26 protein-coding genes are annotated in these 26,669 nt (G+C 67.5%); 13 read left to right on the top strand and 13 right to left on the bottom strand.

Annotated elements, in window-relative coordinates:
• Positions 1-28 precede the first annotated feature (28 nt).
• Positions 29-2,221, bottom strand: coding sequence for a PBP1A family penicillin-binding protein (locus tag ASF32_RS11190; RefSeq protein ID WP_056427906.1), 2,193 nt, complete (start codon positions 2,219-2,221; stop codon positions 29-31).
• Between the two features lie 642 nt (positions 2,222-2,863).
• Between ASF32_RS11190 and ASF32_RS24500 the strand changes: the two genes are divergently transcribed.
• From ASF32_RS24500 to ASF32_RS11180, 4 genes are all read left to right on the top strand, one after another.
• Positions 2,864-3,136, top strand: a complete 273-nt coding sequence (locus ASF32_RS24500) for a hypothetical protein (protein ID WP_082470426.1) — start codon at positions 2,864-2,866, stop codon at positions 3,134-3,136.
• A gap of 194 nt (positions 3,137-3,330) precedes the next feature.
• Positions 3,331-3,729 carry an energy transducer TonB gene (locus ASF32_RS24495; protein ID WP_082470428.1) on the top strand — a complete coding sequence of 133 codons (399 nt, stop codon included), beginning with the start codon at positions 3,331-3,333 and terminating at the stop codon, positions 3,727-3,729.
• A gap of 643 nt (positions 3,730-4,372) precedes the next feature.
• The gene (locus ASF32_RS11185) at positions 4,373-5,311 is read left to right on the top strand and encodes a pirin family protein (protein WP_056427903.1); all 939 of its coding nucleotides are present in this window, start codon (positions 4,373-4,375) and stop codon (positions 5,309-5,311) included.
• Positions 5,312-5,380: 69 nt separating this feature from the next.
• Complete coding sequence (locus ASF32_RS11180) at positions 5,381-7,132, top strand: monovalent cation:proton antiporter-2 (CPA2) family protein (protein ID WP_056427899.1); 1,752 nt, start codon at positions 5,381-5,383, stop codon at positions 7,130-7,132.
• A gap of 30 nt (positions 7,133-7,162) precedes the next feature.
• On the opposite strand, the gene mnhG is transcribed toward ASF32_RS11180, so the two are convergent.
• The 7 genes from mnhG to ASF32_RS11145 all read right to left on the bottom strand — a co-directional run bounded on the left by mnhG (position 7,163) and on the right by ASF32_RS11145 (position 14,398).
• Entirely contained in the window at positions 7,163-7,504 is a 342-nt protein-coding gene (gene mnhG / locus ASF32_RS11175) for a monovalent cation/H(+) antiporter subunit G (protein WP_056427896.1), read from the bottom strand.
• Entirely contained in the window at positions 7,501-7,785 is a 285-nt protein-coding gene (locus ASF32_RS11170; protein WP_018041825.1) for a K+/H+ antiporter subunit F, read from the bottom strand. The genes mnhG and ASF32_RS11170 overlap by 4 nt, the downstream gene beginning before the upstream one ends.
• A 27-nt stretch (positions 7,786-7,812) precedes the next feature.
• Positions 7,813-8,304: a Na+/H+ antiporter subunit E gene (locus ASF32_RS11165; RefSeq protein ID WP_056427893.1), complete on the bottom strand. Its 492-nt coding sequence runs from the start codon at positions 8,302-8,304 to the stop codon at positions 7,813-7,815.
• Entirely contained in the window at positions 8,301-9,908 is a 1,608-nt protein-coding gene (locus ASF32_RS11160; RefSeq protein WP_056427888.1) for a monovalent cation/H+ antiporter subunit D, read from the bottom strand. Before ASF32_RS11160 ends, ASF32_RS11165 begins: the two co-directional genes overlap by 4 nt.
• The gene (locus tag ASF32_RS11155) at positions 9,905-10,273 is read right to left on the bottom strand and encodes a Na+/H+ antiporter subunit C (protein WP_018041828.1); all 369 of its coding nucleotides are present in this window, start codon (positions 10,271-10,273) and stop codon (positions 9,905-9,907) included. Before ASF32_RS11155 ends, ASF32_RS11160 begins: the two co-directional genes overlap by 4 nt.
• Positions 10,273-13,203 carry a monovalent cation/H+ antiporter subunit A gene (locus ASF32_RS11150; RefSeq protein WP_056427885.1) on the bottom strand — a complete coding sequence of 977 codons (2,931 nt, stop codon included), beginning with the start codon at positions 13,201-13,203 and terminating at the stop codon, positions 10,273-10,275. The genes ASF32_RS11155 and ASF32_RS11150 overlap by 1 nt, the downstream gene beginning before the upstream one ends.
• A gap of 241 nt (positions 13,204-13,444) precedes the next feature.
• Positions 13,445-14,398 carry a LysR substrate-binding domain-containing protein gene (locus tag ASF32_RS11145; protein ID WP_200919096.1) on the bottom strand — a complete coding sequence of 318 codons (954 nt, stop codon included), beginning with the start codon at positions 14,396-14,398 and terminating at the stop codon, positions 13,445-13,447.
• A gap of 120 nt (positions 14,399-14,518) precedes the next feature.
• Here ASF32_RS11145 and ASF32_RS11140 point away from each other — a divergent pair, with 120 nt between their 5' ends.
• Complete coding sequence (locus ASF32_RS11140) at positions 14,519-14,911, top strand: RidA family protein (protein ID WP_056427882.1); 393 nt, start codon at positions 14,519-14,521, stop codon at positions 14,909-14,911.
• Position 14,912: 1 nt separating this feature from the next.
• Complete coding sequence (locus tag ASF32_RS11135; RefSeq protein ID WP_244478111.1) at positions 14,913-16,058, top strand: NADH:flavin oxidoreductase; 1,146 nt, start codon at positions 14,913-14,915, stop codon at positions 16,056-16,058.
• A 42-nt stretch (positions 16,059-16,100) separates the two neighbouring features.
• Here ASF32_RS11135 and ASF32_RS11130 read toward each other — a convergent pair whose 3' ends face one another.
• The 5 genes from ASF32_RS11130 to ASF32_RS11110 all read right to left on the bottom strand — a co-directional run bounded on the left by ASF32_RS11130 (position 16,101) and on the right by ASF32_RS11110 (position 20,542).
• Positions 16,101-16,664, bottom strand: a complete 564-nt coding sequence (locus tag ASF32_RS11130; RefSeq protein ID WP_082470441.1) for a DNA-3-methyladenine glycosylase — start codon at positions 16,662-16,664, stop codon at positions 16,101-16,103.
• Positions 16,665-16,678: 14 nt separating this feature from the next.
• On the bottom strand, positions 16,679-17,395 hold the full coding sequence (rnhA, locus tag ASF32_RS11125; protein WP_056427876.1) for a ribonuclease HI: 717 nt from the start codon (positions 17,393-17,395) through the stop codon (positions 16,679-16,681).
• A 51-nt stretch (positions 17,396-17,446) separates the two neighbouring features.
• Positions 17,447-18,094, bottom strand: a complete 648-nt coding sequence (locus tag ASF32_RS11120) for an urea carboxylase-associated family protein (RefSeq protein ID WP_200919094.1) — start codon at positions 18,092-18,094, stop codon at positions 17,447-17,449.
• On the bottom strand, positions 18,075-18,803 hold the full coding sequence (gene gntA / locus ASF32_RS11115; protein WP_056427872.1) for a guanitoxin biosynthesis heme-dependent pre-guanitoxin N-hydroxylase GntA: 729 nt from the start codon (positions 18,801-18,803) through the stop codon (positions 18,075-18,077). The genes ASF32_RS11120 and gntA overlap by 20 nt, the downstream gene beginning before the upstream one ends.
• Before the next feature lie 287 nt (positions 18,804-19,090).
• Complete coding sequence (locus tag ASF32_RS11110; RefSeq protein WP_082470443.1) at positions 19,091-20,542, bottom strand: PLP-dependent aminotransferase family protein; 1,452 nt, start codon at positions 20,540-20,542, stop codon at positions 19,091-19,093.
• Positions 20,543-20,896: 354 nt separating this feature from the next.
• Here ASF32_RS11110 and ASF32_RS11105 point away from each other — a divergent pair, with 354 nt between their 5' ends.
• From ASF32_RS11105 to ASF32_RS11075, 7 genes are all read left to right on the top strand, one after another.
• Positions 20,897-21,379 carry an MSMEG_0572/Sll0783 family nitrogen starvation response protein gene (locus ASF32_RS11105; RefSeq protein WP_056427869.1) on the top strand — a complete coding sequence of 161 codons (483 nt, stop codon included), beginning with the start codon at positions 20,897-20,899 and terminating at the stop codon, positions 21,377-21,379.
• Between the two features lie 154 nt (positions 21,380-21,533).
• The gene (locus tag ASF32_RS11100; protein ID WP_056427865.1) at positions 21,534-22,625 is read left to right on the top strand and encodes a Nit6803 family nitrilase; all 1,092 of its coding nucleotides are present in this window, start codon (positions 21,534-21,536) and stop codon (positions 22,623-22,625) included.
• Positions 22,570-23,658 carry an MSMEG_0568 family radical SAM protein gene (locus tag ASF32_RS11095; RefSeq protein WP_056427861.1) on the top strand — a complete coding sequence of 363 codons (1,089 nt, stop codon included), beginning with the start codon at positions 22,570-22,572 and terminating at the stop codon, positions 23,656-23,658. Before ASF32_RS11100 ends, ASF32_RS11095 begins: the two co-directional genes overlap by 56 nt.
• Positions 23,659-23,667: 9 nt before the next feature.
• Positions 23,668-24,213 (top strand): MSMEG_0567/Sll0786 family nitrogen starvation N-acetyltransferase, encoded by a 546-nt coding sequence (locus tag ASF32_RS11090; RefSeq protein WP_056427857.1) that lies wholly within the window; start codon positions 23,668-23,670, stop codon positions 24,211-24,213.
• A gap of 2 nt (positions 24,214-24,215) precedes the next feature.
• A complete protein-coding gene (locus ASF32_RS11085; RefSeq protein WP_056427854.1) occupies positions 24,216-25,190 on the top strand; it encodes a sll0787 family AIR synthase-like protein in 975 nt (324 codons plus the stop codon).
• A 5-nt stretch (positions 25,191-25,195) separates the two neighbouring features.
• The gene (locus tag ASF32_RS11080) at positions 25,196-26,374 is read left to right on the top strand and encodes an MSMEG_0565 family glycosyltransferase (protein WP_056427850.1); all 1,179 of its coding nucleotides are present in this window, start codon (positions 25,196-25,198) and stop codon (positions 26,372-26,374) included.
• A complete protein-coding gene (locus ASF32_RS11075) occupies positions 26,367-26,654 on the top strand; it encodes an MSMEG_0570 family nitrogen starvation response protein (RefSeq protein WP_056427847.1) in 288 nt (95 codons plus the stop codon). The genes ASF32_RS11080 and ASF32_RS11075 overlap by 8 nt, the downstream gene beginning before the upstream one ends.
• The last annotated feature ends 15 nt before the right edge of the window (positions 26,655-26,669 follow it).

Below are 26,669 nucleotides of genomic sequence, written 5' to 3'. Positions count from 1 at the left end.
GCCTTCGGCAGGCGCTTCTCTTCCTCGCCTATTCTCCCACGCCGAACAGCTTCTCGAGAAAGTTCCTGTCGTCCTGGCTTGGCCCGCGAGCGCGCTGGTTGGCAGCGACGCGGGGCGGCGGGGCAGCGGATTGCGGCTCGCCGAGGAGGGCGCCGATGAGGCCCCCCGGCGCACTTCCGGTGGTGGCGGGAACCTCCGCGGGGGCGCGGTTTCGCCAATGGTTCGCGCCCGGCAACATCGTTGGAGTCTGGCCCTTGAGGGCCACCGTCATGTAGGTCTTCCAGATCTCGCCGGGCAGGTTACCGCCGGAGACCTTCTTGGTGGATTCCCCGTCGTCGTTGCCGAGCCAGACGCCGGTGACGAGGCTCGACGAGTAGCCGATGAACCAGGCATCGCGGAAATCCTGGCTGGTGCCGGTCTTTCCGGCGAGGTCCCATCCGGGAACTTCGGCCTTCCTCGCGGTGCCCGAGACGAAGGTCTCATGCATCATCGCGTTCATCATCGAGACGGTTTCGGCATTCATCACCCGGCCGAGATTGGTGTCTTTGCGCTGGTAGAGCGCCTTGCCCGTCGTGCTCTTCACGTTGGCGATGACGTAGGGGTTCACGCCGGTGCCGCCATTGGCGAAGGCGGCGTAGGCGCCCACCATTTCCAGCGGGGTCACTTCCGAGGTGCCGAGCGCCAGTGAGCCGTTGGCCTGTAGCGGCGAGGAGATGCCGAGGCGCTGGGCCGCCTGAACCACCGCCTTCGGCCCGACTTCCTGGCCGAGGCGCACGGCCACGGTGTTGAGCGAGAGCGCCAGCGCCTCGCGCAAGGGAACCGGCCCGCGATAGTCGCGCGAATAGTTCTCAGGATTCCAGCCCTTGATGCTGATCGGCGCGTCGTCGCGCACGGTGTCCGGGGTCAGGCCCCGCTCCACGGCGGCAAGATAGACGAAGGGCTTGAACGAGGAGCCCGGCTGGCGCTTGGCGGTGGTGGCCCGGTTGAACTGGCTCTGCGCATAGTCACGCCCGCCGATGAGCGCCCGGATCGCACCGTCCGGCTTCATCGAGACCACGGCTCCTTGGGCGACGTTATAGCGCGAGCCCTTCTGGTTCAGCTCGTCCACGAGCGCCTTCTCGGCCGCGCTCTGGAGGCGGGTGTCGACGGTGGTGGTGACGACGATATCGGTGTCGAATTTGGGCAGGAAGTCGTCGAGGACGTCCATGACGAGATCGGCCACGTAATTGGCCGAGCCGCCGCCACGGCTGCTCGCCGGCCGCGCCGGAGTCGCCAGCGCCAGCTTCACCTCGGCGGGCTTGGCGAAGCCGAGTTCCTCCATGGCCGCGAGAACCTGGGCCGCACGCGCCTGGGCGGCGGGCAGGTTGCGGTTGGGGGCGAGGCGCGAGGGAGCCTGGACGAGGCCGCCGAGCATGGCGGCTTCTGCCAGCGTCACCGCCTTGGCGGGCTTGCCGAAATAGCGCTGGGCGGCGGCCTCGATGCCATAGGCGCCTGCGCCGAAATAGACCCGGTTCAGGTAGAGTTCGAGGATCTCGTCCTTGGTGTAGCGATGCTCCAGCCACAGGGCGAGGATCGCCTCCTGGATTTTTCGCGAGGCCGAGCGTTCCGGCGTCAGGAACAGGTTCTTGGCGAGCTGCTGCGTCAGGGTCGATCCGCCCTGCGAGACGCCGCGGCGGGTGACGTTCTGGGCCACGGCGCGGGCGATGCCCACCGGGTCGACGCCGAAATGGCTGTAGAAGCGCCGGTCCTCGATCGCCACGAAGGCGCGCGGCAGATAGGGCGGCAACTCGCCGATGCTCACCACTCGTCCGCCGGTCTCGCCGCGATTGGCCAGGAGCGAGCCGTCGCTGGCGAGGATGGCGATGTTGGGGGGGCGCTTCGGAACGGCGAGCTGGTCGATCGGCGGCAGTTGCGAGGCGTGGTAGGCGACCAGCCCCGCGATGGCGATGACGCCCCACAGGCCGAGCACGAGCGTGCCGTAGAAGAGACCGCCCAGGAACGAGCGCCGGCGCGGCTTCCGGGCCGGTGTCTTGGCCCGCGCCGAGGGGCGCCGGGGGCCTTCGCCCTGGCCGTTGCTGCTCGTCGCGCGTCTTCCCACACCGCCTCCGGCGCGATCGTCGCCGCTGAGCCGCAGGTCGAGGTCGCCCCGCCCACCGATGCGCCCTTCCGGCACGTCGAAGTTCGGCTCCTCCCGCCCGCGTCCCTTGCGTCCGTTCGCCATGCGTTTCGTCTGAACCTGTGAGCATCCCGCGATCCGAGAGGCTCAGGTACCGCATGGTAAATACGGCGGGTTTAAGGGTTCCTAACCCGGATCATTTTACGGATTCTCCACCATAGGAAAATCTTATCACCTTCCTATAGCGTTCCCAGGGCGTCCGAGAAGCTTTGCGGCATTCGGTCGGGCACACTTCGGAGAAGCGACGATGAGCCTGCGACTGCCCGGGGCGTGAACCTCGCTGGTGCTGCTGCCGTTCGTACGGCCGACGACGCTCGACCTGTCGTCCTTCGTGGCGTCACCGCCGCGTGATCCAGGCTTATATCAAGTGCCGATGAGCCCACCTCATCGAGACGCGACCACGCGGCGGCCGGCCAGCGGGCCGTGGTGAGTACGGCCATGGGGCGGGCTCACCGAGGTAAAGGTTTGGCATGAGAGAATCTGTCCCACCGCGCATCGGTCGAGGCGGCATTGGTCGCCACATCACGATGCGCGCCAAGCATCTGAACGGTGCCGCCTTTTCAAAGCGGGGGTGGTTCTGCCCGGTTGCTGCCTCACGAATCCGTGTTTGCGTGTGCGAATGGCGTCAATGCTCCGTTCATGCTTGAAGGGCCATGACGCATCTCGTGAGCTTCACGGAGGAAAACGATGCGAACGAGTTCAAAACTGGTTCTCCTGGCCGTCGCTGCCGTCGCGGGCTTCGCCTCGGCAGCCCAGGCTGCGCCATTGCCGCCGTCATCAGTCCAGCTCGAGCAGCCTGCTCTTGTCGAGAAGGCGCAGTTCTACAGCCGCGAAGGGTACCAGCGCTATCGGTACCGGAAGCAGGTTCGGCGCGAATGGGCGCGTGAACGGCGTTACGACGCCCACCTGCGCCGGCAGGAACACAATTATCGTCGGCGAGCCTATCGCTACGGTTACTAGAATTAGCGTCACGCTCCGACGATAATTCACTCCCCGAATTGGTCCCGCCCGGTGTAAGCCGTGGCGGGATCTTTCGTTTGTATGGGTTCTCCTCGAGAGCGACTGTCCTCAGTACGGCAAGGAAGAGCCGATTCTAGGCTTGCACAGATCAAGCGTATAAACCAGTTTGGTTGCGCTTGTTGGTGGAGGATGCCATGTTTTATAAATTCTTTGCCATTGCAATTGCAGGCTTTTGCGCAATTCTAGGCTCTTATCCCGAAGCATCCAAAGCCGAAGACAATGAATTTGGGCCGACCATACAGCAAAAATATCTCGGTACCTTGGCCAGGTATGTTTATATAAGACATCAATCTGCGAGAAGAATGTACATATCTAACTCGGACGTGATTGTTGTCGTCAACTTCATTGTCGGAAGGGACGGGAACGTCGTGGAATCAAATGTCGTCAACTCATCTGGGTCGCCCGATTTCGACAGGATGGCTTTGTTGACTGTAAAAACGGGTTCAAGATTTCCACCGTTTCCAAAAGAAGTAAAAGCGAACTCATTAAAAGTAACGGTGCCGCTGAAATATGCACGTAATGTCTTTAACTGATGTTCGTTCAAAAAATTCCACAGCCTTCCTGTTACACGGTTCCGTTTGCCGTGAGTTTAGACCGACCCCCGCGAGACAGGTGACTTATCCGCCGCTGATCGAGATGGCGACGCCGGGCTGTTCATCGTGAAGCGCCATTGCCGATATCCGTTTTCGCACCGACTGCCATAGACCCGTTTGAGGGCTTCCGAGCGAACACCGCCGCTTGCGTCTTCGCGGCGCGCCTCGCGCTCTGCCGCTGGACCGGACCGGACCGGCTCGGCCCGCTCCGAGCTCGAGCTCCAACGAAATCGAGCGCGATGACTTCGGCGGTCTCACTTCGGGAGGTTCCCAAACCCGGGTTCTGCGAAGGATTCTATGGGTGCGGTTTGTAGGATCCTCAATAACCTCGCGGCGCAAAGGTGACGAGGCGAGAGCGTATTTTCCGAAACGATCGGTTTCCATCGTTTCTGTTTCATCGAGAGCAGAGATGCTCGATAACCCATTCGAGGCGGACATGCCGGCATTCTTCAAGACCCGGCGCCGGGAGCGAGCGTATAGCCCGACCGATCTGGTGGACCGGCGGGAACGGTGCTGCGGATCGGATGCCTGCCTCGCAAACCGCAAGAGACGTCAATCGGATTAAGCAGAAGGGAAACGGGCGATGAGCTGGCACAGTGCGGACGACCCGGTTCCGGGCGATCACTTTTCCTGCGATGCGATCAAGACCCTGATCGTCCCTCGTTCGCGGGATCTCGGCTCGTTCTCCGTCCGGCGGGCTCTGCCGTCGACGGAGTGCCGGATGGTCGGCCCGTTCATCTTCTTCGACCAGATGGGGCCGTCCGAGTTCCTCCTCGGCCAGGGCATGGACGTGCGGCCCCATCCGCATATCGGCCTCTCCACCGTCACCTACCTGTTCGACGGCGAGATCATGCACCGGGACAGCCTGGGCACCGAACTGCCGATCCGTCCGGGCGAGCTCAACTGGATGACGGCCGGTCGCGGCATCACCCATTCGGAGCGGACCGGCGCCGGGCTGCGCCGGACCGGCTCGAAGCTGTTCGGCATCCAGGCTTGGGTCGCGCTCAGCGACAAGGACGAGGAGACCGCCCCCGCCTTCGAACATTACGATGCGGATGCGCTGCCGGTCCTCACCGGCGAGGGCAAGATCGTCCGGCTGATCGCCGGCGAGGCCTTCGGCGCCAGATCGCCCGTGCGGACCTCGAGCCCGATGGTCTATGCCGACGTGATGCTGGAGGCGGGCGCCGTGCTGCCCCTCGACCCGACCTATGACGAGCGCGCGATCTACACCGTCTCCGGCGACATCGACATTGCCGGCGACGGGTTCGGCCCCGGCCAGCTCCTCGTCTTCAATCCCGGCGACCGCATCAGCGTGCGTGCCACCGAGGCCGCACGCTTCATGGTCCTGGGCGGCGAGCCCATGGACGGGCCGCGCCATCTCTGGTGGAACTTCGTCTCCTCGCGCCCCGAGCGGATCGAGCAGGCCAAGGAGGATTGGCGCCAGGCCCGTTTCGATACCGTGCCCGGCGAATCCGAGTTCATCCCTTTGCCGGAATCACCCCCGCCCGTGCGCTACCCCTGATGCGTGAAGACGGGGCGGGGCCGATGGGGCCTCGCCCGCGAATCCCCTCCGAGAGGACATATCGACGTCATGGCAGTTGAAGCATCCGGTGCCGCGAGCGAACTCGTTCAGGTCGTGGCGCTTCTCGCCGCCGGCGTCGTCGCGGTGCCCGTGTTCAAGCGGATCGGCCTCGGCTCCGTCCTCGGCTACCTCGTGGCGGGGCTCGCCATCGGCCCGTTCGGCCTCGGCCTGTTCTCGGATGCGCACGCCATCCTGCATGTGGCCGAACTCGGCGTGGTGATGTTCCTGTTCATCATCGGGCTGGAGATGGAGCCGTCGCGGCTCTGGGGCATGCGGCGCGAGATCTTCGGCCTCGGCCTCGCCCAGGTCGGCGTCTGCATCGTTGCGCTCATGCTCGTCGGCATCGCCATGGGGTTCTCGCCTGCGATCTCCTTTGTGGCCGGCACCGGCTTCGTCCTCACCTCCACCGCCATCGTCATGCAGCTTCTCGAAGAGCGCGGGTCGCTCTCGACGCCGAAGGGACAGCGCATCGTGGCGATCCTCCTGCTCGAGGACCTCGCCATCGTGCCGCTCCTCGCCATCGTGGCACTTCTGGCCCCCGGCGGGCAGGCGACCGGCACGATGGACCGCGTCTATGGCATCGGTATCGCCCTTGGGTCCGTGGCCGCCCTGGTGGCGGCCGGGCGCTGGCTGCTCAACCCGCTGTTCCGCCTGCTGGCCGCGGCCAAGGCCCGCGAGGTGATGACGGCGGCGGCCCTCCTCGTCGTGCTCGGCTCGGCTCTGGCCATGCAGCTCGGCGGGCTGTCCATGGCCATGGGTGCGTTCCTGGCGGGCGTCCTGCTCTCGGAATCGAGCTTCCGACACCAGCTCGAGGCCGATATCGAGCCGTTCCGGGGCATCCTGCTCGGCCTGTTCTTCCTCGGCGTGGGCATGTCCCTCGACCTCACGGTCATCGCCGCGAATGGGGCGCTCATCCTCATGGGCGTCGCCGCCTACATGGTGGTGAAAAGCGTCGTCATCTACGCCATCGCCCGTCTCCTGCGCGCTTCGCATCCCGAGGCAATGGAGCGTGCGGCCCTGATGGCCCAGGGCGGCGAGTTCGCCTTCGTGCTCTATGCCGCCGCCGCGAGCGCGGGCATCATCGACGGCACCACCAACGCCATCCTTACGGCGACGATCATCCTGTCCATGGCCGTCACGCCGCTGATGGTGATCGCCTTCGACCGCTTCGGTCCCAAGGCCTCGGTCTCGACGGAGGGCGTCGAGGTGCCGGAAAATCTCGTGGGCAGCGCCCTCATCATCGGGTTCGGCCGATTCGGGCAGGTGGTGAGCCAACCGCTGATCTCGCGCGGCTGCTCGGTCTCGATCATCGACACCAACCCCGCCTATATCCGCGTCGCCGAACAATTCGGCTTCAAGGTCTATTACGGCGACGGTACGCGCCTCGACATCCTGCACGCGGCCGGGGCCGCCACGGCACGGGCGATCCTGATCTGCATCGACGACCGCGAGGCCGCGCGGCGGATCGCCGAACTGGCGAGGGCCGAGTTCCCCCTCGTTCCCGTTCTTGCCCGCGCCCGCGACCGCGAGCACGCGATCGAGCTCATCCATGCCGGAGTCGCCTACCAGCTTCGCGAGACGCTCGAATCGGCCCTGGCCTTCGGCGAGCAGGCACTCCTGGCCATCGGTGACGAGCCGGATTCTGCCAGCGCGGTCATGGCCGAAGTCCGCCGCCGCGACGCCGAGCGGCTCGACATGGAGACCGTGGGCGGGATCTATGCCGGGCGCGACCTGATCCGGGGGAATGCGGTGGAGGCTTGAGGCGCGGCGCTCATTGTCGCCGGGCGTGCGTCATACCTCTGGCGGTGCACCGGGATTGCCTTCGTGGCGGTCCCGCTGCGCCGCCGCGCGGGCGAGGAGCAGCAACGTCACCGGGGTCGTCACGGTGAGGAACACGCCGATCAGGGCGTCACGCAGAACGAGGCGGCCCTCGATCAGGGACAGGAGCAGCATCGAGCTCATGAGAATCAGCGCCATGCCCAGCGTCGCTCCCAGGGTGGGGGCATGGACGCGCTCGTAGAACGTCCGGAGGCGAATGAGGCCGAAGGCGCCGGTGAGCGAGAAACCCGCGCCGACGATCGCCAGCGCCACCACCAGCCACGCGGCCCAGACTGGAAGTTCAGCGTCGTTCACTGGATCACCTCGCCCTGCATCAGGAACTTCGCCAGCGCCACGGTGGCGGTGAAGCCGATCATGCCGAGGATGAGGGCGGCCTCGAAATAGAGGCCGCTGCCGGTGCGCATGCCGTGGACCACCACCGCCAGCATGCCGTTGAGGTAGAGGGTGTCGAGACCGAGGATCCGGTCCTGGGCGCGGGGGCCGCGCAGCATCCGCCATGCGGCGAGCGCCATGGCGAGAACCAGCATCCCCTGGGCGAAGCCGAGGCCCCAGTCGAGAACGGTGTTGGCGCTCATGGGAAGAACCTCACGGGACGAAGAAGATCATGGGGCGAAGATCCGCATCAGGGGGCGCTCGTAGCGGTCCTTCACCCGCCGCACCCATTCCTCGCCATCGGTGTAGTCGAGCACGTGAATGAGCAGGCAGCCCGTGTCGGAATCGTACTGGACCCAGAGGGTGCCGGGCGTGCCGGTGAGGATGATCGATAGGATCGCGAGACCGAACGGCTCGCGCATGTCGAGGGGAATCGTGACGAAGCCGGTCCGCCGCTCGCCGCCGCGAAGCCCGAGGATGATGCGGGCGACATCGATGTTCGAGCGCACCATGTCGTAGAGCACGATCACGGCGAGCCGCGCGAGGGTGCCGGGCGCCCGCACCCGCACCGAGGGAGGACGGAGCGCCAGCATGACGGCAGGAACCGTGAGGCCGACCAGCAGCGCCAGCAGGACATTGCCCGGTGAGAGCGGCGCGTTCAGGAGCAGCCAGGTCGCGGCGAGGCAGGCCGACAGGATGGGGTAGGGCAGGAGGCGGCTCACGATCCACCGCCTTCCCGGGTCGGCCCGAGGACGGCCCGAACGTATTCCTGCGGCTGGGCCAGCCAGCGCACGGTCTCGTCGGCATAGGCGAGGGCTGGGCCGCCCCAGAGGGCGAGCGCCACACAGGCGGCGAGCAGGCCGGCCAGAGCGGCGAATTCCGAAAGGCGCAGGACCGGCGGCGGGTCGTCGCTCGGAACCCAGAGGTTCTTGATCCCGAGCCGCACCATCGGCATCAGCGTGGCGAAGCTCGACAGGGTCAGCGCTGTGATGAGCCACCAGGCGGACGCGGTCGTCGTGCCCGTGGTGAGCCCCGTGAAGATCGCGAGCTTGCCGACGAAACCGGAGAGCGGGGGAACCCCGGCCAACATCAGCGTGCAGACGAGGAAGCCGCTCCCGAGGAGCGCCACCGCAGCGGGGATCGCCCGGCCGATCTCGGTGGCGTCGGCATCGTCGAACGGGTCGCGGTACTCGTCGGCGAAGACGGCCTGGGCGGCCTCCAGCGGGTCGCGGCCGCGCTGGAGGATCTCGGCGAGCAGGAACAGGGCGCCCGCCGCGAGGGTGGAGCCGAGGAGGTAGTACAGGGCCCCCGAGAGCGCCCTGTCATTGCCGCTCCCCAAGGCCGCCAGCACCGTGCCCGACGAGATCATCACCGCATAGCCCGCCGCCCGCGTGAGGTCGCGCGCGGCGAGGATGCCGATGGCGCCATAGGCCATCGTCGCGAGACCGGCGGCGAGAATCCAGGTCTGTCCGAACCCCTCCGACAGTCCCGCCCCGAACAGAAGCAGGCTCAGGCGCACCACCACGTAGATGCCGACCTTGCTCAGGATCGCGAGGATCGCGGCCGCCGGCGCACTCGCTGCCGCGTAGGTGGTGGGCAGCCAGAACCCGAGCGGCCAAGCGCTGCACTTGATCAGGAAGGCGATGCCGAGGATCGCGCAGCCGATCTCGAACAATGCGAGTTCCCCCGCCTCCGGCGCCGCGAGCCGCCGGGCGAGGTCGGCCATGTTGAGGGTTCCCATCGTGCCGTAGATGAGGCTGACGCCGACGAGGAAGAACAGCGAGGCGACGAGATTGACCGCGATGTAGCCGAGGCCGGCCCGGATCCGCGTCTCGCCCGATCCGTGCAGGACGAGACCGTAGGAGGCGGCCAGCATCACCTCGAAGAACACGAACAGGTTGAACAGGTCTCCGGTGAGGAAAGCGCCGTTCACGCCCATCAGCAGCAGGAGGAACAGGCCGTGGAAGCGCGGACCCGCCCGGCCCCAGCGGGCGAAGGAGAAGACCAGGGCGCACAGGCCCAGCACGCTGCCGAGCGCCAGCATCAGGGCCGAGAGCCGGTCGGCCACCAGCACGATCCCGTAGGGTGCGGCCCAGTTGCCGAGGCGGTAGATCTGCGCCGCCTCGCTCGCGCGCCAGACGAGGATGAGGGATATGCCGAGGAGGGCCAGGACCGTGGCGAGGCTGAGAGCCCCTTTCAGCCGGCTCCGGCGCTCGTCCATGAGGAACATCGCCCCGGCCACCGCGATCGGCAGAACGATGGGCAGGACGACGAGATGGTCGGTCCAGTCGCTGACCAGGGGGGCATTCAGAACCGTGGCGTTCATGGATGCGGGTTCTCTGGATTCGGCTCCGCCAGATGCGGCTCGCGGCCGTCCACATGGTCGCTGCCGGTGATGCCGCGGGCGGCGAGCAGCACGACAAGGAAGAGCGCGGTGAGCGCGAAGCCGATCACCAGGGCGGTGAGGACCAGGGCCTGCGGCACCGGGTCGTCCACGGAGACGATGTCGGCCCCAGCCCCGAGCACCGGCGGCGCGCCCACCGTCAGCCGGCCCATGGCGAAGATGAACAGGTTGACGGCGTAGCTCAGCAGCGAGATGCCCAGCACGACCTGGAAGGTGCGGGGACGCAGCATCAGCCAGATGCCCGAGGCGGCGAAGACGCCGATCCCCAGGGACAGCACGATCTCCATCAGGCGGGCTCCTTCTCGACGACCCGCTCCACCCCCGCCTCGGCGGGGCGGGTGCGCCGCAGGGATTGGTGAGCCAGGGCGACGAGCATCAGCGCGCTCGCGCCCACCACCAGCACCATGATCCCGAGATCGAACAGCAGCGCGCTCGCCATCGGGACCTTGCCGAGCAGAGGCGGCTTCCAATAGGCGAAATAGGCGGTGAGGAACGGACGCCCGAACAGCCAGGAACCGGCGCCGACCGAGACGGAGACCAGCAGGCCGATGCCGATCCACGAGATCGGCTGGATCCGCAGCCGTTCCTCCACCCACTGCGCGCCCTGAGCCATGTATTGCAGCATGAAGGCGATGGTGAGCGCGATGCCCGCCGCGAAGCCGCCGCCCGGCAGGTCGTGGCCGCGCAGGAACAGATGCAGCGCGAGGAGGACGATGAAGGGGAACAGCCACGTCATCACCACGCGGGGGACGAGGAGCGCATCGGCGGTGGTGTCGCCGAGCTCGCGGCCCTCGCGGGCATCGTCATAGGCGTCGTGGTTCACCTGCTGCTTGGGAGGCCCCAGACTGTCGGAGGCGGGGCGGAAGCGGCGAAGGAGCGCGAACACCGTCAGGCCGACGATGCCCAGCACGCAGATTTCGCCCAACGTGTCGAAGGCCCGGAAATCCACCAGCAATACGTTGACGACGTTGCGTCCGCCCGCCTGCGGGTAGGCCTCCTCGATGAACCAGCGGGCGATCCCGTCGACGGCGGGCCGGGTCATCACCGCGTAGGCCAACCCGGCGAGCCCGAGGCCGGCAAAGGCGGCGATGCCGAGATCGATCATCCGTCGACGGCGGGACCGCGTCTTCTCCCAAGCCGGCGCCGGAATTGCCGCGTCGCGCTTGGGCAGCCAGCGCAGGCCCAGCAGCAGCAGCACGGTGGTGACGATCTCCACCAGGATCTGCGTCACCGCGAGATCCGGGGCGGAGAGCCAGAGGAAGGTGAGGCTGCTCACGAGGCCCGCCCCGCCGACGAAGATGGCGGCGGAGAGCCGGTGGTACTTCGCCCGCTCCGCCGCGCCGATGGCGCAGGCCGCACCCACGAGCCACATCAGCGCGAAGGCCGGGTCGAATTCCGTGGTCTTGCCCGGCGCGAACAGGTCGAGCCCCCGTGCGGCTCCCGTCACCAATGCGGCCAGGAGCACGGTGAGGAAAAGAATGCGCAACTGCGCCTGGAGGCGCTCGGCACCGAGCCCGGCTTCCAGGCGGCGCGCGCCGTTCACGAGGCCGGTCATGGTCCGCTCGAACAGCCAGCCGCCGTCGATCCGGTCCATCAGCCAGGGGCCGCCGCGGGGATTGGTGTTGATTCGCCGCCCGAACGCAACATAGAGCGCGATGCCGCCCAGCAGCGCCACCATGCTGAGTGCAAGCGGCGCGTTGAAGCCGTGCCAGATGGCGAGGTCGTAATCGGGGGTCCGCTCGCCGAGGACCGCCCGGACGGCGCCTGCGAGGAGGGGACCGATCGTCAGGTTCGGCACGAGGCCGATGGCGACGCAGACGAGGACGAGCAGCTCGATCGGGATGCGCATCCAGCGGACCGGCTCGTGGGGCGCGTGCGGCAGGTCGTGCGGGGCGGGTCCGAAGAAGGCCTGCCGGATGAAGCGCACGGAATACAGCATGGTGAAGGCGCTCGCCAACGTCGCCAGCACCGGCAAGGCGAAATTGAGCAGGTGGCCGTCCGCGTTGTCGACCGCCTCAGCCAGGAACATCTCCTTCGACAGGAAGCCGTTGAGGAGCGGCACACCCGCCATCGCGGCGGCGGCGACCATCGCCAGCGTCGCCGTATAGGGCATGGCCTGCCACAGGCCGCTGAGGCGGCGCATGTCGCGCGTCCCGGTCTCGTGGTCGATGATGCCCACCGCCATGAACAGCGAGGCCTTGAACGTTGCGTGGTTCACCGTGTGGAAGATCGCCGCCACGACGGCCAGCGGCGAATCGAGGCCGAGGAGCAGGGTGATCAGCCCGAGATGGCTGATGGTGGAATAGGCGAGCAGACCCTTGAGGTCGTGCTGGAAGATCGCGCTCCACGCGCCCACCAGCATCGTGATCATGCCGGCGGTGCCGACGATCCAGTACCAGGCCTCGGTGTTCGCCAGCACCGGCCAGAACCGGATCATCAGGAAGATGCCGGCCTTCACCATGGTGGCTGAATGCAGGTAGGCGCTGATCGGCGTCGGTGCCGCCATGGCGCGCGGCAGCCAGATGTGGAACGGGAACTGCGCCGACTTGGTGAGCGCGCCGGCCAGCACCAGAACCAGGGCCGGCACGTAGAGCGGATTGTTGCGGATCGCGTCGCCCGAGGCGAGCACCGCCGAGAGGTCGTAGCTGCCGACGATCTGCCCGATGAGCACCAGACCGACGAACAGGCAGAGGCCGCCGGCCGCCGTGATGGTCAGCGCCATCCGCGCGCCGTCCCGTGCGGAGGCGTTGTCGGACCAGTAGCCGATGAGCAGGAACGAGACGATGCTCGTCAATTCCCAGAAGACGAAGAGTTGGATCAGGTTGCCCGAGAGCACGATGCCCAGCATCGCACCGACGAAGGCGAGGAAATACGAGAACAGACGCGGCACCGGGTCCGCTTCCGCCATGTAGTAGCGCGCATAGAGGACCACGAGCGCGCCGATCCCGAGCACCAGGACGGCGAACAGCCAGGATAGCCCGTCGAGCCGCAGCACGAGGCGGACGCCCAACGTCGGCAGCCAGTCGACCGCCCAGATGACGGGGTCCGGGCCTGCGATGGCGGGGTAAAGGAGCCCGATGCAGGCGAGGCAGGTCACCATCACGACACCCGCAACGATCGCGGCGGCGTTGCGTGCGTGGCCCGGCAGGCAGATCGCCACGACGCTGCCGAGGAAGGGCAGGATGGCGGCGATGGCGAGGAGCAGGTGGGGCGGCATCGGCTCGGGCAATACCCTCGTTGGGCGGGAGCGCCCTCCATGGGGTGCGGGGGCGTCCGGCGAAACCAGGAGCGGGGCGCTCGCGCGGGTCGAGTGCGGTATAGGACGCAACATCAGACGTGGCGAGGGCGGAGAGCGCCAAGATTCCGTAGAATCCCCGCGACATCTCTCCGGTCATGGTCTGGCCCTGCCGAGATAGAGCCTTGCTCGTTCAATGCCCGATATCGCGAGGACAGGTATGTCAGGTCGAAGGATGGCCTTCCATCCGCGCCCGGAACGTGGCGGCCTCCGCGCGCAGCCATTCGGTCGTGGCTTGTACGCTGGGTTTCGAGAGGCCTGCCTCGCTGGTGATGAGATGGTAGATATGGCCGTCCAGAACCGGCCCGAACGGCTGGACGAGTTGGCCCGCCGCCAGTTCCGCTTCCACGAGGGCGAGGCTCATCAGGGCGACCCCCTGGCCCGCGACCGCGGCCTGGATCGCGTGCCCCTCGTCGGAGAAGCGGATCTGGCCGGGCCGGGATGGACAAGGCAATCCCGCGCGATCGAACCAGGTTTCCCAGGTCGGGTTCAGCGGATGCTTCCTTCGCCAACGGAAATGGATGAGCGGCGCGGCTTCAGGATCGTCGCCCGTTAGGTCGTCGAAGGCGATCTTGCGGAGGAGAGGGTTGACCACAGGCGCGAAACGATCGGCGAACATCGCCTCGGCGGAGAGGCCCGGATAGGGGCCGCGCCCGTAGCGAATGGCGAGGTCCGAGCCGGCGGCATCGAGATCGATGGCGTCATCCGAGGCCAGCAGATGCAGGTCGATATCCGGATGGAGAGCCCGGAAGCCGGACACCCTCGGGACCAGCCATTTCGCCGTGAACGCGCTCGTGGCGGTGATGGTGATCTGTACGCGGCTCCGCACTCGCGTCAGGCGGGCAATGGCGGCTTCGAAGGCATCGAACCCCTCGCGCAGGACAGGGTATAGCTGGAGACCGGCCTCGGTCAGCATCACCTGGCGGACCCGTCTCTCGAAGAGGCTCAGTCCGATATTCTCTTCGAGGCCGCGGATCTGGTGACTGATCGCGGTTGGCGTCACCGCGAGCTCGGCCGCCGCAAGCTTGAAACTCCCGTGTCGTGCCGCGGCTTCGAAAGCACGCAGAGCGCCGAGCGGCGGTAGGCGGCGTCGCAGACCGAGATGAGATCCGCTCATCCATCACCCGAGGATTTGGAGTTTGTCGCGCTCCGGATTCGAGCCCACCTCTCCGCCATCGGAGCGGCTGGGGCAAGATGGGTTCATGCCGCTTTCCCGTCCATCGAAAGCGAGACGACCATGCTGGAACGCATCATCACGCAGCCCGACAATTATGAGCCTTTCCTGCTGTCGCAGGGCATTCGGTATGGCGGCCTTCTCTTCGTCTCCGGCCAGGCCGGGGCGGATGATGACGGGCGGATCGTCGACGGTGGCTTCATGGCGCAGGGCGAGCAGGCCTTCTCCAACCTCCGCAGGGTGTTGGAGGCTGGCGGATCGAGCCTGAAGGACGTGGTGAAGGTGACGATCTTCGTCACCGACATGGACCACTTCCGGGACGTCGTGGCATTGCGCGGCCGGTACTTCACCGCGCCCTATCCCGCCGACACCATCGCCGAGGTCAAGGCGCTCTACGATCCCCGGGCCATGATCGAGATCGAGGCCATCGCGGCCGTCAGCGTCAGGAGTGCTTGAGGTGGATGCGCTGGCGACGATGCCGGATCCCGACGCCCTGCGCCGTCTCCTGACGCCGTCGGCCATCGGACCGATGGCGCTTCGGAACAGAATGGCGGTCGCCCCGATGACGCGGGTCAGCGCCGGGTCGGATGGCCGTGCGACGCAACGCATGGCGGATTACTATGCCGCCTTCGCGACCGGTGGCTTCGGCCTCGTCATCACCGAGGGCCTCTACACCGACACGGCGCATTCTCAGGGTTACCTGTTCCAGCCGGGTCTTACCGACACCGGACAGTGCGATGCCTGGAAGCCGATCGTCGAGGGCGTGCATGGGCACGGTGCGAGGATCATCGCACAGCTGATGCATGCCGGGGCCCTCTCACAGGGGAACGCGTTCCGGACCGGGACCAGGGGACCTTCGGCGGTGAGGCCCAAGGGCCGGCAGATGATCTTCTATCGCGGAAGCGGTGAGTATCCGATCCCCGATGCCATGTCGGAACCGGACGTCAGGGCCGTCGTGATCGGCTTTGCCGAGGCGGCGGTTCGGGCACGGGATACGGGCTTCGACGGTGTCGAGATCCACGCGGCGAACGGCTACCTCCTGGACCAGTTCCTCAGCGAGGGAACCAACCTGCGCCAGGATCGCTACGGCGGCGACGTCGTCCGGCGGATGCGCCTCATCGTCGAAGTCGTGGATGCCGTCCGGAAGGCTGTCGGGCTCGATTTCGTGGTGGGCCTCCGCATCTCCCAGGGCAAGGTCAACGACCTCACGCATAAATGGAGCGGGGGCGAGGACGAGGCCGCTGCCATCTTCGGTACGCTCGGCGGCCTGGCCATCGATTATCTGCACACGACAGAGCATGAGGCGTGGCAGCCCGCCTTCGAGGCGACGGCAAGTCTGGCGGCTCTGGCCAAGCGCCACGGCCGTCGACCCGTGATTGCCAATGGTGGTCTTCATCGGCCATCGCGGGCGGCCGGTCTCATGGCTGCTGGCGAAGCGGACTTCGTGTCTCTCGGACGCGGAGCTCTCGCCAATCCGGACTGGCCGCGCCGCGTAGCGGGAGGACTTTCCCTCGATGAGTTCGACGGCGCGCTCCTATCCCCCATCGCCGATCTCGAGAATGCCGAGGCCTATCGGCGGCGCTCCGCCGCCACCCCCGACTGAGACCGAAACGACCCTGGGCACCGGTGTCCCTCGATGGTCGGCCTATTCCCGTCGGCGCGATACCGGCTTGCTGAGATAGGCGGAGCCCGCGAGGAGGAAGCGCCACGGGGTATCCGCCCCGCGCGTGATGCCGATGCGACGGTCGGCCAGGATCTCCGGCGTCGCGTCCCGTCGCTCCAGCTCGAAGGGCGGCCGGTCGAGGGGAAGGCCGTCCTGCAGGTTCGTCACCGCCAGGGCCTGACACAGGCGGCCCGGTCCCGCGCAGAGAAGGCGGAGGGCGTCGAGCCCGCGCCGCTCCCGCATGGTCTCGATCCCCTCCTTCGGCTCGATTGCGCGGATCAGTACCGCGCTCCCCGGTTCGCAGACGAGGTTGAGGCACCAATGCATGCCGTAGGAGCGGTAGACATAGGCATGGCCCGGCGGCCCGAACATGCTGGCATTGCGCCGGGTCGGCCCGTTGAAACTATGGGAGGCGGGGTCGCTCCGGTCATAGGCCTCGGTCTCGACGACGAGCCCGCCGATCCCGGAGACGAGGAGACGGCATCCGATCAGGTCGGAGGCCACCGCCGCCGCCGGCCTCGCATAGAAATCCGCCCCGAAGCTCACGGCTTGCCCGAGGCTCACGGTTTGGCGGAACCGCCATCCAGCACGCGGGCGATGCCGTCCGGCCCGAGTTTCAGGGCCACGCGGATTGCGCGTTCGACGAAGGCCTGAGGCGTCAGCCCGCCGAGTTTGGCCGCTCGCGACACGTCGAGGCCGAGGCCGAGATCGATCGCCACCGGCGTCGTGCGGGGGGCAGGGGCCGGCGCTTCCGCCGCCACGCCCGGAGGAGGCACCACCGCCGGGACGGCGGGGGACGGAACCGGTTCGCCGGCCGGAGCGAGACCGAGGGCCTGCCGCCGGCCCTGCGCCGCCAGCCTGTCGGCGCGCTCGTTGCCGACATTGCCGGTATGGCCCCGCACCCAGGTCCATTTCACGTCGCGGGCGGCGTTGAGGGCGTCGAGCTCCTGCATCAACTCGACGTTCTTCACCGGCCCGGTGCTGGTGCGCCAGCCCTTCGCCTTCCAGCCGCGCATCCATTCGGTCACCGACTTGATGACGTACTGGCTGTCGCAGCGCATCTCGATCGCCGACCCGGCGGGGAAATGCGACAGGGCCTTGATCGCCGCTGTCAGTTCCATCCGGTTGTTGGTGGTAGCGCGGTCGCCGCCGCAGAGCTCGATCTTGCCCTCCGGCCCCTCGATCACGACGCCCCAGCCCCCCGGGCCCGGGTTCGGATCACAGCCGCCATCGGCATAGGCGACGGCGCGGGCGAGGGCGGGCTTCGTGGTCGTCATGACGCTGATCTCATGTCCGGGGCAGCGGGGCCCCTAGCACGAGGCGCAGGGTCAGGGCGATTGCGGGGGCGCACCTGCGGGCCGGATCTCGTAATGGATCGGCTTGAAAGCATTGTTGTTCGATTGCAGAGCCGAGCAGGCGGTGAGCCCGATAATGAGGTCGGTCTCGGCCTCGAAGGTCACACGGTCGCCGGCCCGGCTCAGGGGCGGCTCGACCTTTAATTCCCCGGTCTCGCCGTTCACCACGACGTTCATGAACACGTTGAAGGCCACCGGGATCCGGTCCGGCTCGATGCCATAGGGCGCGAGCGCGGCGGCGAGGTTGCCGAAACAGCCGCGGTGCGGATGCGTGTCGCCGTAAATGATGCGGAAGGTGTCCGCAGAGCAGGGGGTCAGCAGGAAATCGTGCCGCCCCACCGTATCCTCGACAATGCGCAGCAGAACGTTGGAGCGGTTCGAGTAGATCGGGTCGCCCGTCGTCAGGTAGATGCGGCTGGCGTAATCGAGGGTCCGGCCCGACGAGATCACCTCCTCGCGGTCGGCCGCGGAGAAGGCCAGAAGATCGGCGACCTGCTCGCCGTTCGGGTCGATCACGGTGAGGCGGTCGCCCTTGGCGAGCACGAAGGCGACGCCACTGCGGGGCGCGATCTCGTGGCGTCGGACCGGGGGGAGGGCGATGTCAGGCGGCATCGCGGCCATCCCGAAGAGCGGAGTCGCCGGCCCTGGTCCCAGTCTCGCGCCCCCTGAACGGGCAGACCCAATCTCCTTCGACGGCGCGGCCGCTGTATTGGCGCGCTTCCGATGTCTCGCCATGCCGCGCCAGCATCGGGTTGATCGAGCCGGCAAGGGCTTCATCGCGGGCGAGAATGGCCGAGCGCAGACCCTCGTAACGGCCCTCCGCCCGCAACTGCTCGAACTGAGCGCGGACGTTGAAGACGAGGACGGGGTGGGAAAAGCGGCGGGCCGGACGGCTCGCGCCCGGATGCATGCCGACGAGGAAGAACGCCTCCCCGCCGAAGGACAGGGAGAAATGCGGGTCGTCCGGGTCGGCCTGCACCCGCTTGTCGTAGCGCTGGCCGAGAAAGACGTCCTTGTCGGAGAGGGATTGCACACGCGCCCACAGGTGCCGCTCGAACTCCTCTTCGCTCTGGCGCTGAGACGCTTCGAAGACGACGGCGAAGCTCTGGAACAGTTTCGGGTCGGCCCGGTAGCGGCAGATGAAGGCCAGAAGCGCCGGATAGATCCGCGTATCGTCCCAGCCGGAGGCGATGTCGCGGGCCACGAGAACCTTCAGTTGCCCCTTGGCGAGAGCCGATTTCGCACCGACGCAGGGGAAAGGCTGACTCTTGATGAAGGCGTGAAATTCCTGAGCGAGCGGATGCCCGGCATCGTCGGTGGGAAACAGCATGGTGCTCCGGATCGTCTCTGGTCTGAGCTCCGCAAGCGGACCCGGAGGCCCGCGCTGCGAGGACATGGCCAACCAATCGCGGCAGGGGAGGTTCCGACTCTCGTTAAGCTAGAACGTCGCTGTCCACAGAGTTTCCGGAATCACCAACAGATGAGACCCAGGATCTCGATAAATTAGGATAATCTAGGTCGGTCTTCTTTCGTACATTGTCATGGAGATAAAGGGGGCGTTGTCATGGGACACCTTGACGCTCTCTTGCTACCGCTCCGGCCGTTTGTCGCGCGCTGCTAAATATAGGCGGAAGCCAGCTCCGGTGAATGCGACAGGGCATGGGCAAGCACCTCCAGCGATTGCGTGATCTCGGCGCGGCCGGCGAGTCCTCCAAGGCAGATCCGCACCGCTTCAGGCGCTTCTCCTGCGGCGAGGAAGGCGTCGCTCGCCACAGCGCCGATTCCGGCTGCGCGCGCCTGGCTCGCGAAGGCCGAACGGGTCCAGCCTTCGGGCAGGGACAGCCAGAGGTGGAAGCCGGCGGGGTCGGCGGTCACGCCGTGCCGCCCCAGCATCCCGGCGGCGATGCCCTGGCGAACCCGGGATTCCGAGCGGACGAAGGCCAGGATCGCCTCTGCGGTGCCGTCATTGATCCAGCGCGTCGCGAGAGCCGTGGTGATGGGGGAGGCCATCACCGTCGATGCGCGCAGGGCGGACGTCAGTTGGAGTGCCGCGCGGGCACTGGGGGCCAGCATGTAGGCGAGCCGCAGGCCGGCACCGAGGCACTTGGCGAGGCCGGCCACGTGATAGGTGATCTCCGGCGCAAGGCGGTAGAAACTCGCCAGCGGAATCATCGGCACGAAACCGTAGGCGTCGTCTTCGATGATCGCCACGTTGTAGCGTCGCGCCACGGTGACGATGGCCTCGCGTCGCTCCGGCGAGATCGTGATCGTGGTCGGGTTCTGCAGGGTCGGGTTGAGGTAGAGCGCCTTCGGCGCATGACGGGTGCAGGTGGCCGCGAAGGCCGCGGCGTCGATCCCTTCGCCATCCATGGGCAGGCCGACGAGGCGCAGGTTGAGATGAGCGGCGAGCGCCCGCGCGCCGGGATAGGTCAGCGCCTCGCAGCAGATCGTGTCGCCGGGTTGCGCCACGAGACTCATCACGGCGCCGATGGCAGCATGGGCGCCGGGGCAGATCAGGAGTCGGTCGCGGGGCGCGTCGAGGCCGCGGCGGCGCAGCCATTCCACCGCCGCGTCCTTGTCGTCGGGCGTCCCGCCGAAACCCTGGTAGCGCAGCAGATTGGCGAGATTCTCCGAGACCGAGGCGAGGCCGCCCCTCATCCGCTCGAGCAAAGCGGGGTCGTCGGGTTCCGGCGGCAGGTTCATGGTGAAATCGACGGGGCCGTGCCGGCGCTCCGGTGCCGCCCTCGGCTGCGTGACGCGGAGCGCCGGTTCGGCGACGAAGGTCCCCTGGCCGACCCTCGCCTCAACGAGCCCCCGGCGCTGCGCCTCCACATAGCCGCGCGCCACGGTGGTGAAGTTCAGGTCCAGCCGCTCGGCGAGGACGCGCTGGGGCGGGAGACGCTCCGCGACGGCGAGACGCCCGGTCCGAATATCGTCGGCAATGGCCTCGACGATGGCGAGGTAATGCGGCTTGCCCCAGCGCCGGAGGTCCGGCGTCCATCCCTCCGGCGAGACGAGGAGAGGCAAGGTTGGCCGGGCGGACTTGGCCGATCGCTGGCTGTTGGTCATCGCGAAACCGATCAATATCCATTCAATTCGACATTGTATGGAAAGCAACCGCCATGCCGTGATATACCGCGAGGTCCTGGGTTTGAATTTCCGGTCAATGCATTCAAATAGATCGTGAGTATAGTGTCCATTGTGTCGAGTATGTATGCATCCAATGCTCGCTTTTTAAGCGATCGGCACGCTGGTCGGAGCCTTCGCATTCGGCGGATATTGACCGCATGATTGACTGTATCCGTCAGCGCGGATTTGGCTGGATCGAACTCCACCGGGCGCTGGCATGCGGTTTGCCATCTCCTCATCAGCCGTCGCTGCTCGTGATCGCGGCGGATATCGAGATGACGGGGAGTATTTGCGATGCCAGCCGTGACCGCCGAGCACCATAAGAAGGGCGATTACTTCGTGGATTACGAAGAGAAGGTCTTCGAGGACGTGAAGGCCGAGCCGGGCCAGAAGGCCCTCGTCACCTTCCACACCGTGGCCTTCGAGGGCTCCATCGGCTTCGTGAACCTGCTCCAGGCGACGCGGTTGCTGCGCAAGGGCTTCGAGACCTCCGTCCTGCTCTACGGGCCGGGCGTGACGCTCGGCGTCCAGCGCGGCTTCCCGACGCTCGGCGACGAGGCCTTTCCCGGCCACATGAACATGAACAACCAGATCGTGAAGTTCCTCTCCGAGGGCGGTAAGGTCTATGCCTGCCGGTTCGCGCTGCAGGCGCTCTACGGCCATGGCGAGCCCTCGCTGATCGAGGGCATCCGCCCCATCGCCCCCACCGACGTCCTCGACCTGGTGCTGCTGCACAAGCGCGACAACGCTGTGGTCATCGACACCTGGACGGTCTGAGGCCGTTCTGACCCTCCCCCTCTGTGGTGGAGGCGGGAGAGGGGCGACCTCTCCAGAGATGGCGCTCCCCTCTCCCGACCCACTTCGTGGGCCACCCTCTCCCGCAGAGGGGAGAGGGAATGCTCGCGGACCATGGCGAACAGGGAACAGGCCGATGTCCGAGTCACGCATCGTGCGCGCCGCCGCCGTCCAGGTTTCCCCGGATCTGGAGCGGCCGGGCGGGACGCTGGAGAAAGTGCTCGCCGCGACAGACGAAGCGGCGGGCAGGGGCGCGCGGTTCATCGTATTCCCCGAGACCTTCGTGCCGTACTACCCGTACTTCTCCTTCATCGCCCCGCCGGCGGCGCAGGGGCCCGAACATTTGCGCCTCTACGAGGGCGCGGTGACCGTGCCGGGGCCGGTGACGCAGGCGGTCTCGGCCGCCGCGCGCCGGCATGGCGCGGTGATCGTGCTCGGCATCAACGAGCGCGACCACGGCTCGCTCTACAACGCGCAGCTCATCTTCGACGCCGATGGGACGCTGCTGCTCAAGCGCCGCAAGATCACGCCGACCTACCACGAGCGCATGATCTGGGGTCAGGGGGACGGTGCCGGCCTCACCGTGGTCGAGACGGCGGTGGGCCGGGTCGGGGCGCTCGCCTGCTGGGAGCATTACAACCCGCTCGCCCGCTACGCCCTGATGGCGCAGCACGAGGAGATCCACGCGGCCCAGTTCCCGGGCTCCATGGTCGGGCAGATCTTCGCCGACCAGATGGAGGTGACGATCCGGCACCACGCCCTGGAGGCGGCCGCCTTCGTCGTCAACGCCACCGGCTGGCTCACCGAGGCGCAGATCGTCAAGATCTCTCCCGACGAGCGGATGCGCGGGGCCCTGCGCGGCGGCAATTGCACCGCCATCGTCTCGCCGGAAGGCAAGCACCTCGTTCCGCCGATGACGGAGGGCGAGGGCATCCTCGTCGCCGACATGGACATGGCGCTGGTCACCAAGCGCAAGCGGATGATGGATTCGGTCGGCCATTACGCCCGCCCCGAACTCCTCAGCCTCAACCATGACGCGCGTCCCGCCCGCACGGTGGTGACCAAACCCGCATCGGACATCCCGCATCCCCGGAGCACCGACCATGAGCGACTCTCCGCTGCTGACCTCCCAGGCCGCTTCCTCGCCGGTGCCGTCCCCGGTCTACCAGGGGATGCCGACGGAGCACCTGATCAACGCCCTCCAATCCTACGGAGTCAGGTTGGCTGACACCCGCGCCGGGGTCGCCAGCCGCCGGGGCGGGGCCGGGCCCTCCGACCACAAGGCGATGACCATCGCCGGCCGCACCGTGATGGTGCCGGTCCATACGGCGGGCGCCTTCGATTCGCCCTATCTTGTGCGCCGCCCCGATGCCGACGGGTCGAGCCTCATCGAGCATGACGGCACGGTGATCGGTCGGGTGACGTTTCCGGGCAAGCCCCGGTTCTACGGGCTCCAGACCCTCGACGGGGTGCCCTATTCGAAGATCGCCGTGCTGCACGGGCGCGACGTGCTCGCCACCACGGTGCTGCAGACCTGCATCCGCTACCAGAGCCGCACCAAGACCTGCCGGTTCTGCTCCATCGGACAGTCGCTCGCGGCCGGGCGAACCGTCGCCCACAAGACGCCGCAGCAACTCGCGGAGGTCGCCCGCGCCGCCGTGCTCCTCGACGGCGTCAAGCACATGGTGATGACCACGGGCACGCCCAACGCCACCGACCGGGGGGCGGCGGTGCTCTGCGAGAGCGCCTTCGCGGTGAAAGCGGCGGTGGACCTGCCGATCCAGGCCCAATGCGAGCCTCCCGATGACGACCGCTGGTTCGCCCGGCTGAAGGCGTCGGGCGTCGATGCGCTCGGCCTGCATCTCGAGGCGGTGACCCCGGAGGTCCGGGCGCGAATCATGCCCGGCAAGGCGAGCGTGTCGCTGGACCGCTATTTCGACGCTTTCGCCGCCGCCGTTCCGGTCTTCGGCAAGGGCCAGGTCTCGACCTATATCCTCGCCGGGCTCGGAGACACGGCGGAGGCGATCCTCGCCATGTCCGAGCGCCTGATCGGCATGGGAGTCTACCCGTTCGTGGTGCCGTTCGTACCGATTTCCGGCACGCCGCTGGAGGACCATCCCGCCCCCTCGCCGGATTTCATGCATTCCGTGCTCAAGCCGCTCGCGGCGATGCTGGCGGGGGCGGGGTTGCGTTCCACCGACATCAAGGCCGGGTGCGGCCGCTGCGGCGCCTGCTCGGCGCTGTCCACCTACGAGCGGTGAGGCGGGGCGATGTTCGAGCCCGTCCCCGCCTACCGGTCCAGCCATTTCCGGATCAAGTTCGCCACCGCGCCCTGGGAGCGGGACGGAACGGCCGCCCTGCGTCGCCAGGTCTTCTGCGTCGAGCAGAGGATCTTCGAGGGCGACGACCGCGATGCCGTCGACGCGGCGGCGATCCCGATCTGTGCCCTCTCGACCCTGGGCGGCACTCCGGACGCGGTGGTCGGCACCGTGCGCATCCACGAGACTCCCGACCGGCCCGGCGAATGGTGGGGCTCGCGCCTCGCGGTGGCGCGGGATCACCGCCGAATCGGTGCCCTCGGCGCCGGCCTGATCCACGTGGCGGTGGCCTCCGCCCATGCGCGCGGATGCACGCGCTTTCTCGCCCATGTGCAGAGTGCCAACGCGATCCTGTTCGAGGCTTTGCACTGGACGAGTCTCGCCGAGATCGAGCTTCATGGACGGCCGCATCACCTGATGCAGGCCGATCTTGCCCATTACCCAGCCATGGCGGACCCGGAGCGCGGCCTCGTCACGCTCCTGAAACAGGCGGCGTGAGCATGGGCCAGATACAGTCCCTTGCCGAGATCGCGCGACATCTCCGAGACGGGCGCGGCCTCGCCCATAAACGCGACATCGACGCGGTGATCGGGCGGCTCGGCCTAGGCGACCGTGCGCTCGCCGTGCCCCTGGGCGACGATTGCGCCGCGATTCCCGATGGCGACGGCTACCTCCTCCTCGCCATCGAAGGGTTCATGGACGGGTTCGTGGCCGCCGATCCGTATTTCGCCGGCTTCTGCGGGGTGATGGTCAATGTCAGCGACATCGCGGCCATGGGCGGACGCCCGATCGCCGTGGTCGACGCCCTGTGGAGCCGCGACCAGGCCCATGCAGACCCCATGCTCAGGGGCTTGCGGGCGGGGGCGGAGACCTTCGGCGTGCCCATCGTCGGCGGCCACAGCAACACCCGCAACGCGGGCGAGCATCTCGCCGTGGCCATCCTGGGCCGTGCGAAGACATTGCTCACCAGCTTCGACGCCCGGCCCGGCGACAGCCTCGTGGCGGCGATCGACCTGCGCGGCGCCTTTCGCGGTCCGCACCCCTATTGGGACGCGGCCAGTGCCGCGCCGGCCCTTCGCCTGCGCGGCGATCTCGAACTGTTGAGTAGCATCGCCCAGGACGGGCTCGCCAAGGCTGCCAAGGACATCAGCATGGCCGGCCTCGTCGGCACGGCGCTGATGCTGCTCGAATGCTCCCGCGTCGGCGCGTCGATCTGCCTGGACCGCATCCCGCGCCCCGAGGGGATCGACCTCGTTCGCTGGCTCACCGCCTTCCCGAGCTTCGGCTACCTGCTCAGCGTTCCGCCCGGGAATATCGAGGCGGTGCTGGAGCGCTTTACGCAGCGGGGGATCGCGGCCGCCGCCATCGGCGGCATCGATTCGAGCCGTGTCGCCACCCTTGCCGACGGTGAGGACGAGGCCGTCATCTGGGATTTCGCGGCCGGTCCCCTCATCGGCTGCGGGCAAGGGGAGTGACGCGAATGGGTGAGCCGCTTCGCATCGCCATCCTGGCGCATTCCACCAATCCGCGCGGCGGGGTGGTCCATGCCCTGGCCCTCGGCGAGGCGCTCGTCGCCCTCGGCCACGAGGCCGTGGTCCATGCGCCGGACCCTTCGGGCAGCGGCTTCTTCCGCCGGGCCGCCTGCCCGGTGACCTCGGTCGCCGCGCGGCCGGTCTCGGGCTCCACGGTGGAGCTCGTGCGCATCCGCATCGAGGATTACCTGCGCCATTTCGCATCGCCGGCGGCCTGCGACTACGATGTCTTCCATGCGCAGGACGCCATCAGCGGCAATGCGCTTGCCACCCTCGCGCGCCGCCGCCTGATCCCCGGCTTCGTGCGGACGGTCCATCATGTCGACCTCTTCTCCGACCCCCAGCTCGCCTATTGGCACGACCGGGCGATCTTCGACGCCACCGCCCTCCTGTGTGTGAGCAGCCTCTGGCAGGGCGCACTGACGCGGGATTACGGTCTCGACGCGCTCAATGTCGGCAACGGTGTCGATACCGGCGCCTTCGGTCCCGCGCCGGGGGAGGGGGATGCGGCGCTCCGTGCGCACTGGGGCCTCGGTGACGGTCCCGTGCTCCTTAGCGTCGGTGGGTTCGAGGAGCGCAAGAACACCCTCGCCATCATCGAGGCCTTCGCGCGTTTGAGGGGTGAGCGACCGGACGCGCAGCTTCTCGTCGTCGGCGGTGCCTCGCTCCTCGACCATTCCGGCTACCAGGCCCGGTGCCGGGCCGCGCTCGACCGGAACGGCCTCACCCTCGGCCCCGGCCGGGCGGTGGTGGAGACGGGACCGGTGCCTCAGGCGGCGATGCCGGCCTTCTATCGCCTGGCCGACGCACTGGTCTTCCCCTCGCTGAGGGAAGGCTTCGGCCTCTGCGTGCTGGAGGCGATGGCGAGCGGAACGCCCACCCTCGTGTCCGACCGGCCACCCTTCACGGAATATCTGACGACCGGAGACACCGTGTTCGTCGATCCCGAGGACGAGGGTGCGATCCTCGAGGGCCTGCGCGCAATCCTCGAACCGTCCCTCCGCGGCCGGTTGGCGAGAGCAGGGATCGCTGTCGCCGAGGCCCATTCCTGGCGCGCCTGCGCCGAGAAGCACGAGTCCGCCTATGCGGCGCTCGCCGCCCGCAAGCAGGAGATGTCGGATGCCTGAAATGCATTTCCACGTGCGCTGGCCGGATGGCCGGCGCGAGGCCTGCTACTCGCCCTCCCTCGTCATCAAGGAGCATTTCGGAGTCGGCGAGACCTACGCCCTCGACGAGTTCGTCGCCCGCAGTCGGACGGCGCTGACCATCGCCAGCCAGCGGGTGGAGGCGCGCTACGGGTTTCCCTGCAGCCTCGCCCTCGGGCAGCTCGCGCGGATCGAGGCCGGTGCCAGGGCGCTCGCCGCGTTGCCCGATGCCCGCGTGCGGGTCGAGGCCTTCGAGGAATAGCGGACCGAGCCTGAA

The sequence above is a fragment of the Methylobacterium sp. Leaf91 genome, from assembly GCF_001422815.1.
Classification (GTDB): Bacteria; Pseudomonadota; Alphaproteobacteria; order Rhizobiales; family Beijerinckiaceae; genus Methylobacterium.
This window is presented reverse-complemented; position numbering and strand designations above follow the sequence as displayed.

Coding starts and splice junctions, on each gene's coding strand:
- ASF32_RS11190 (WP_056427906.1), bottom strand. CDS start 2,221: ATGGCGAACGGACGCAAGGGACGCGGGCGGGAGGAGCCGAACTTCGAC.
- ASF32_RS24500 (WP_082470426.1), top strand. CDS start 2,864: ATGCGAACGAGTTCAAAACTGGTTCTCCTGGCCGTCGCTGCCGTCGCG.
- ASF32_RS24495 (WP_082470428.1), top strand. CDS start 3,331: ATGTTTTATAAATTCTTTGCCATTGCAATTGCAGGCTTTTGCGCAATT.
- ASF32_RS11185 (WP_056427903.1), top strand. CDS start 4,373: ATGAGCTGGCACAGTGCGGACGACCCGGTTCCGGGCGATCACTTTTCC.
- ASF32_RS11180 (WP_056427899.1), top strand. CDS start 5,381: ATGGCAGTTGAAGCATCCGGTGCCGCGAGCGAACTCGTTCAGGTCGTG.
- ASF32_RS11170 (WP_018041825.1), bottom strand. CDS start 7,785: ATGAGCGCCAACACCGTTCTCGACTGGGGCCTCGGCTTCGCCCAGGGG.
- ASF32_RS11160 (WP_056427888.1), bottom strand. CDS start 9,908: ATGAACGCCACGGTTCTGAATGCCCCCCTGGTCAGCGACTGGACCGAC.
- ASF32_RS11155 (WP_018041828.1), bottom strand. CDS start 10,273: ATGGAGATCGTGCTGTCCCTGGGGATCGGCGTCTTCGCCGCCTCGGGC.
- ASF32_RS11150 (WP_056427885.1), bottom strand. CDS start 13,203: ATGCCGCCCCACCTGCTCCTCGCCATCGCCGCCATCCTGCCCTTCCTC.
- ASF32_RS11145 (WP_200919096.1), bottom strand. CDS start 14,398: ATGAGCGGATCTCATCTCGGTCTGCGACGCCGCCTACCGCCGCTCGGC.
- ASF32_RS11140 (WP_056427882.1), top strand. CDS start 14,519: ATGCTGGAACGCATCATCACGCAGCCCGACAATTATGAGCCTTTCCTG.
- rnhA (WP_056427876.1), bottom strand. CDS start 17,395: ATGACGACCACGAAGCCCGCCCTCGCCCGCGCCGTCGCCTATGCCGAT.
- ASF32_RS11120 (WP_200919094.1), bottom strand. CDS start 18,094: ATGGCCGCGATGCCGCCTGACATCGCCCTCCCCCCGGTCCGACGCCAC.
- gntA (WP_056427872.1), bottom strand. CDS start 18,803: ATGCTGTTTCCCACCGACGATGCCGGGCATCCGCTCGCTCAGGAATTT.
- ASF32_RS11110 (WP_082470443.1), bottom strand. CDS start 20,542: ATGACCAACAGCCAGCGATCGGCCAAGTCCGCCCGGCCAACCTTGCCT.
- ASF32_RS11105 (WP_056427869.1), top strand. CDS start 20,897: ATGCCAGCCGTGACCGCCGAGCACCATAAGAAGGGCGATTACTTCGTG.
- ASF32_RS11100 (WP_056427865.1), top strand. CDS start 21,534: ATGTCCGAGTCACGCATCGTGCGCGCCGCCGCCGTCCAGGTTTCCCCG.
- ASF32_RS11095 (WP_056427861.1), top strand. CDS start 22,570: ATGCCGACGGAGCACCTGATCAACGCCCTCCAATCCTACGGAGTCAGG.
- ASF32_RS11090 (WP_056427857.1), top strand. CDS start 23,668: ATGTTCGAGCCCGTCCCCGCCTACCGGTCCAGCCATTTCCGGATCAAG.
- ASF32_RS11085 (WP_056427854.1), top strand. CDS start 24,216: ATGGGCCAGATACAGTCCCTTGCCGAGATCGCGCGACATCTCCGAGAC.
- ASF32_RS11080 (WP_056427850.1), top strand. CDS start 25,196: ATGGGTGAGCCGCTTCGCATCGCCATCCTGGCGCATTCCACCAATCCG.
- ASF32_RS11075 (WP_056427847.1), top strand. CDS start 26,367: ATGCCTGAAATGCATTTCCACGTGCGCTGGCCGGATGGCCGGCGCGAG.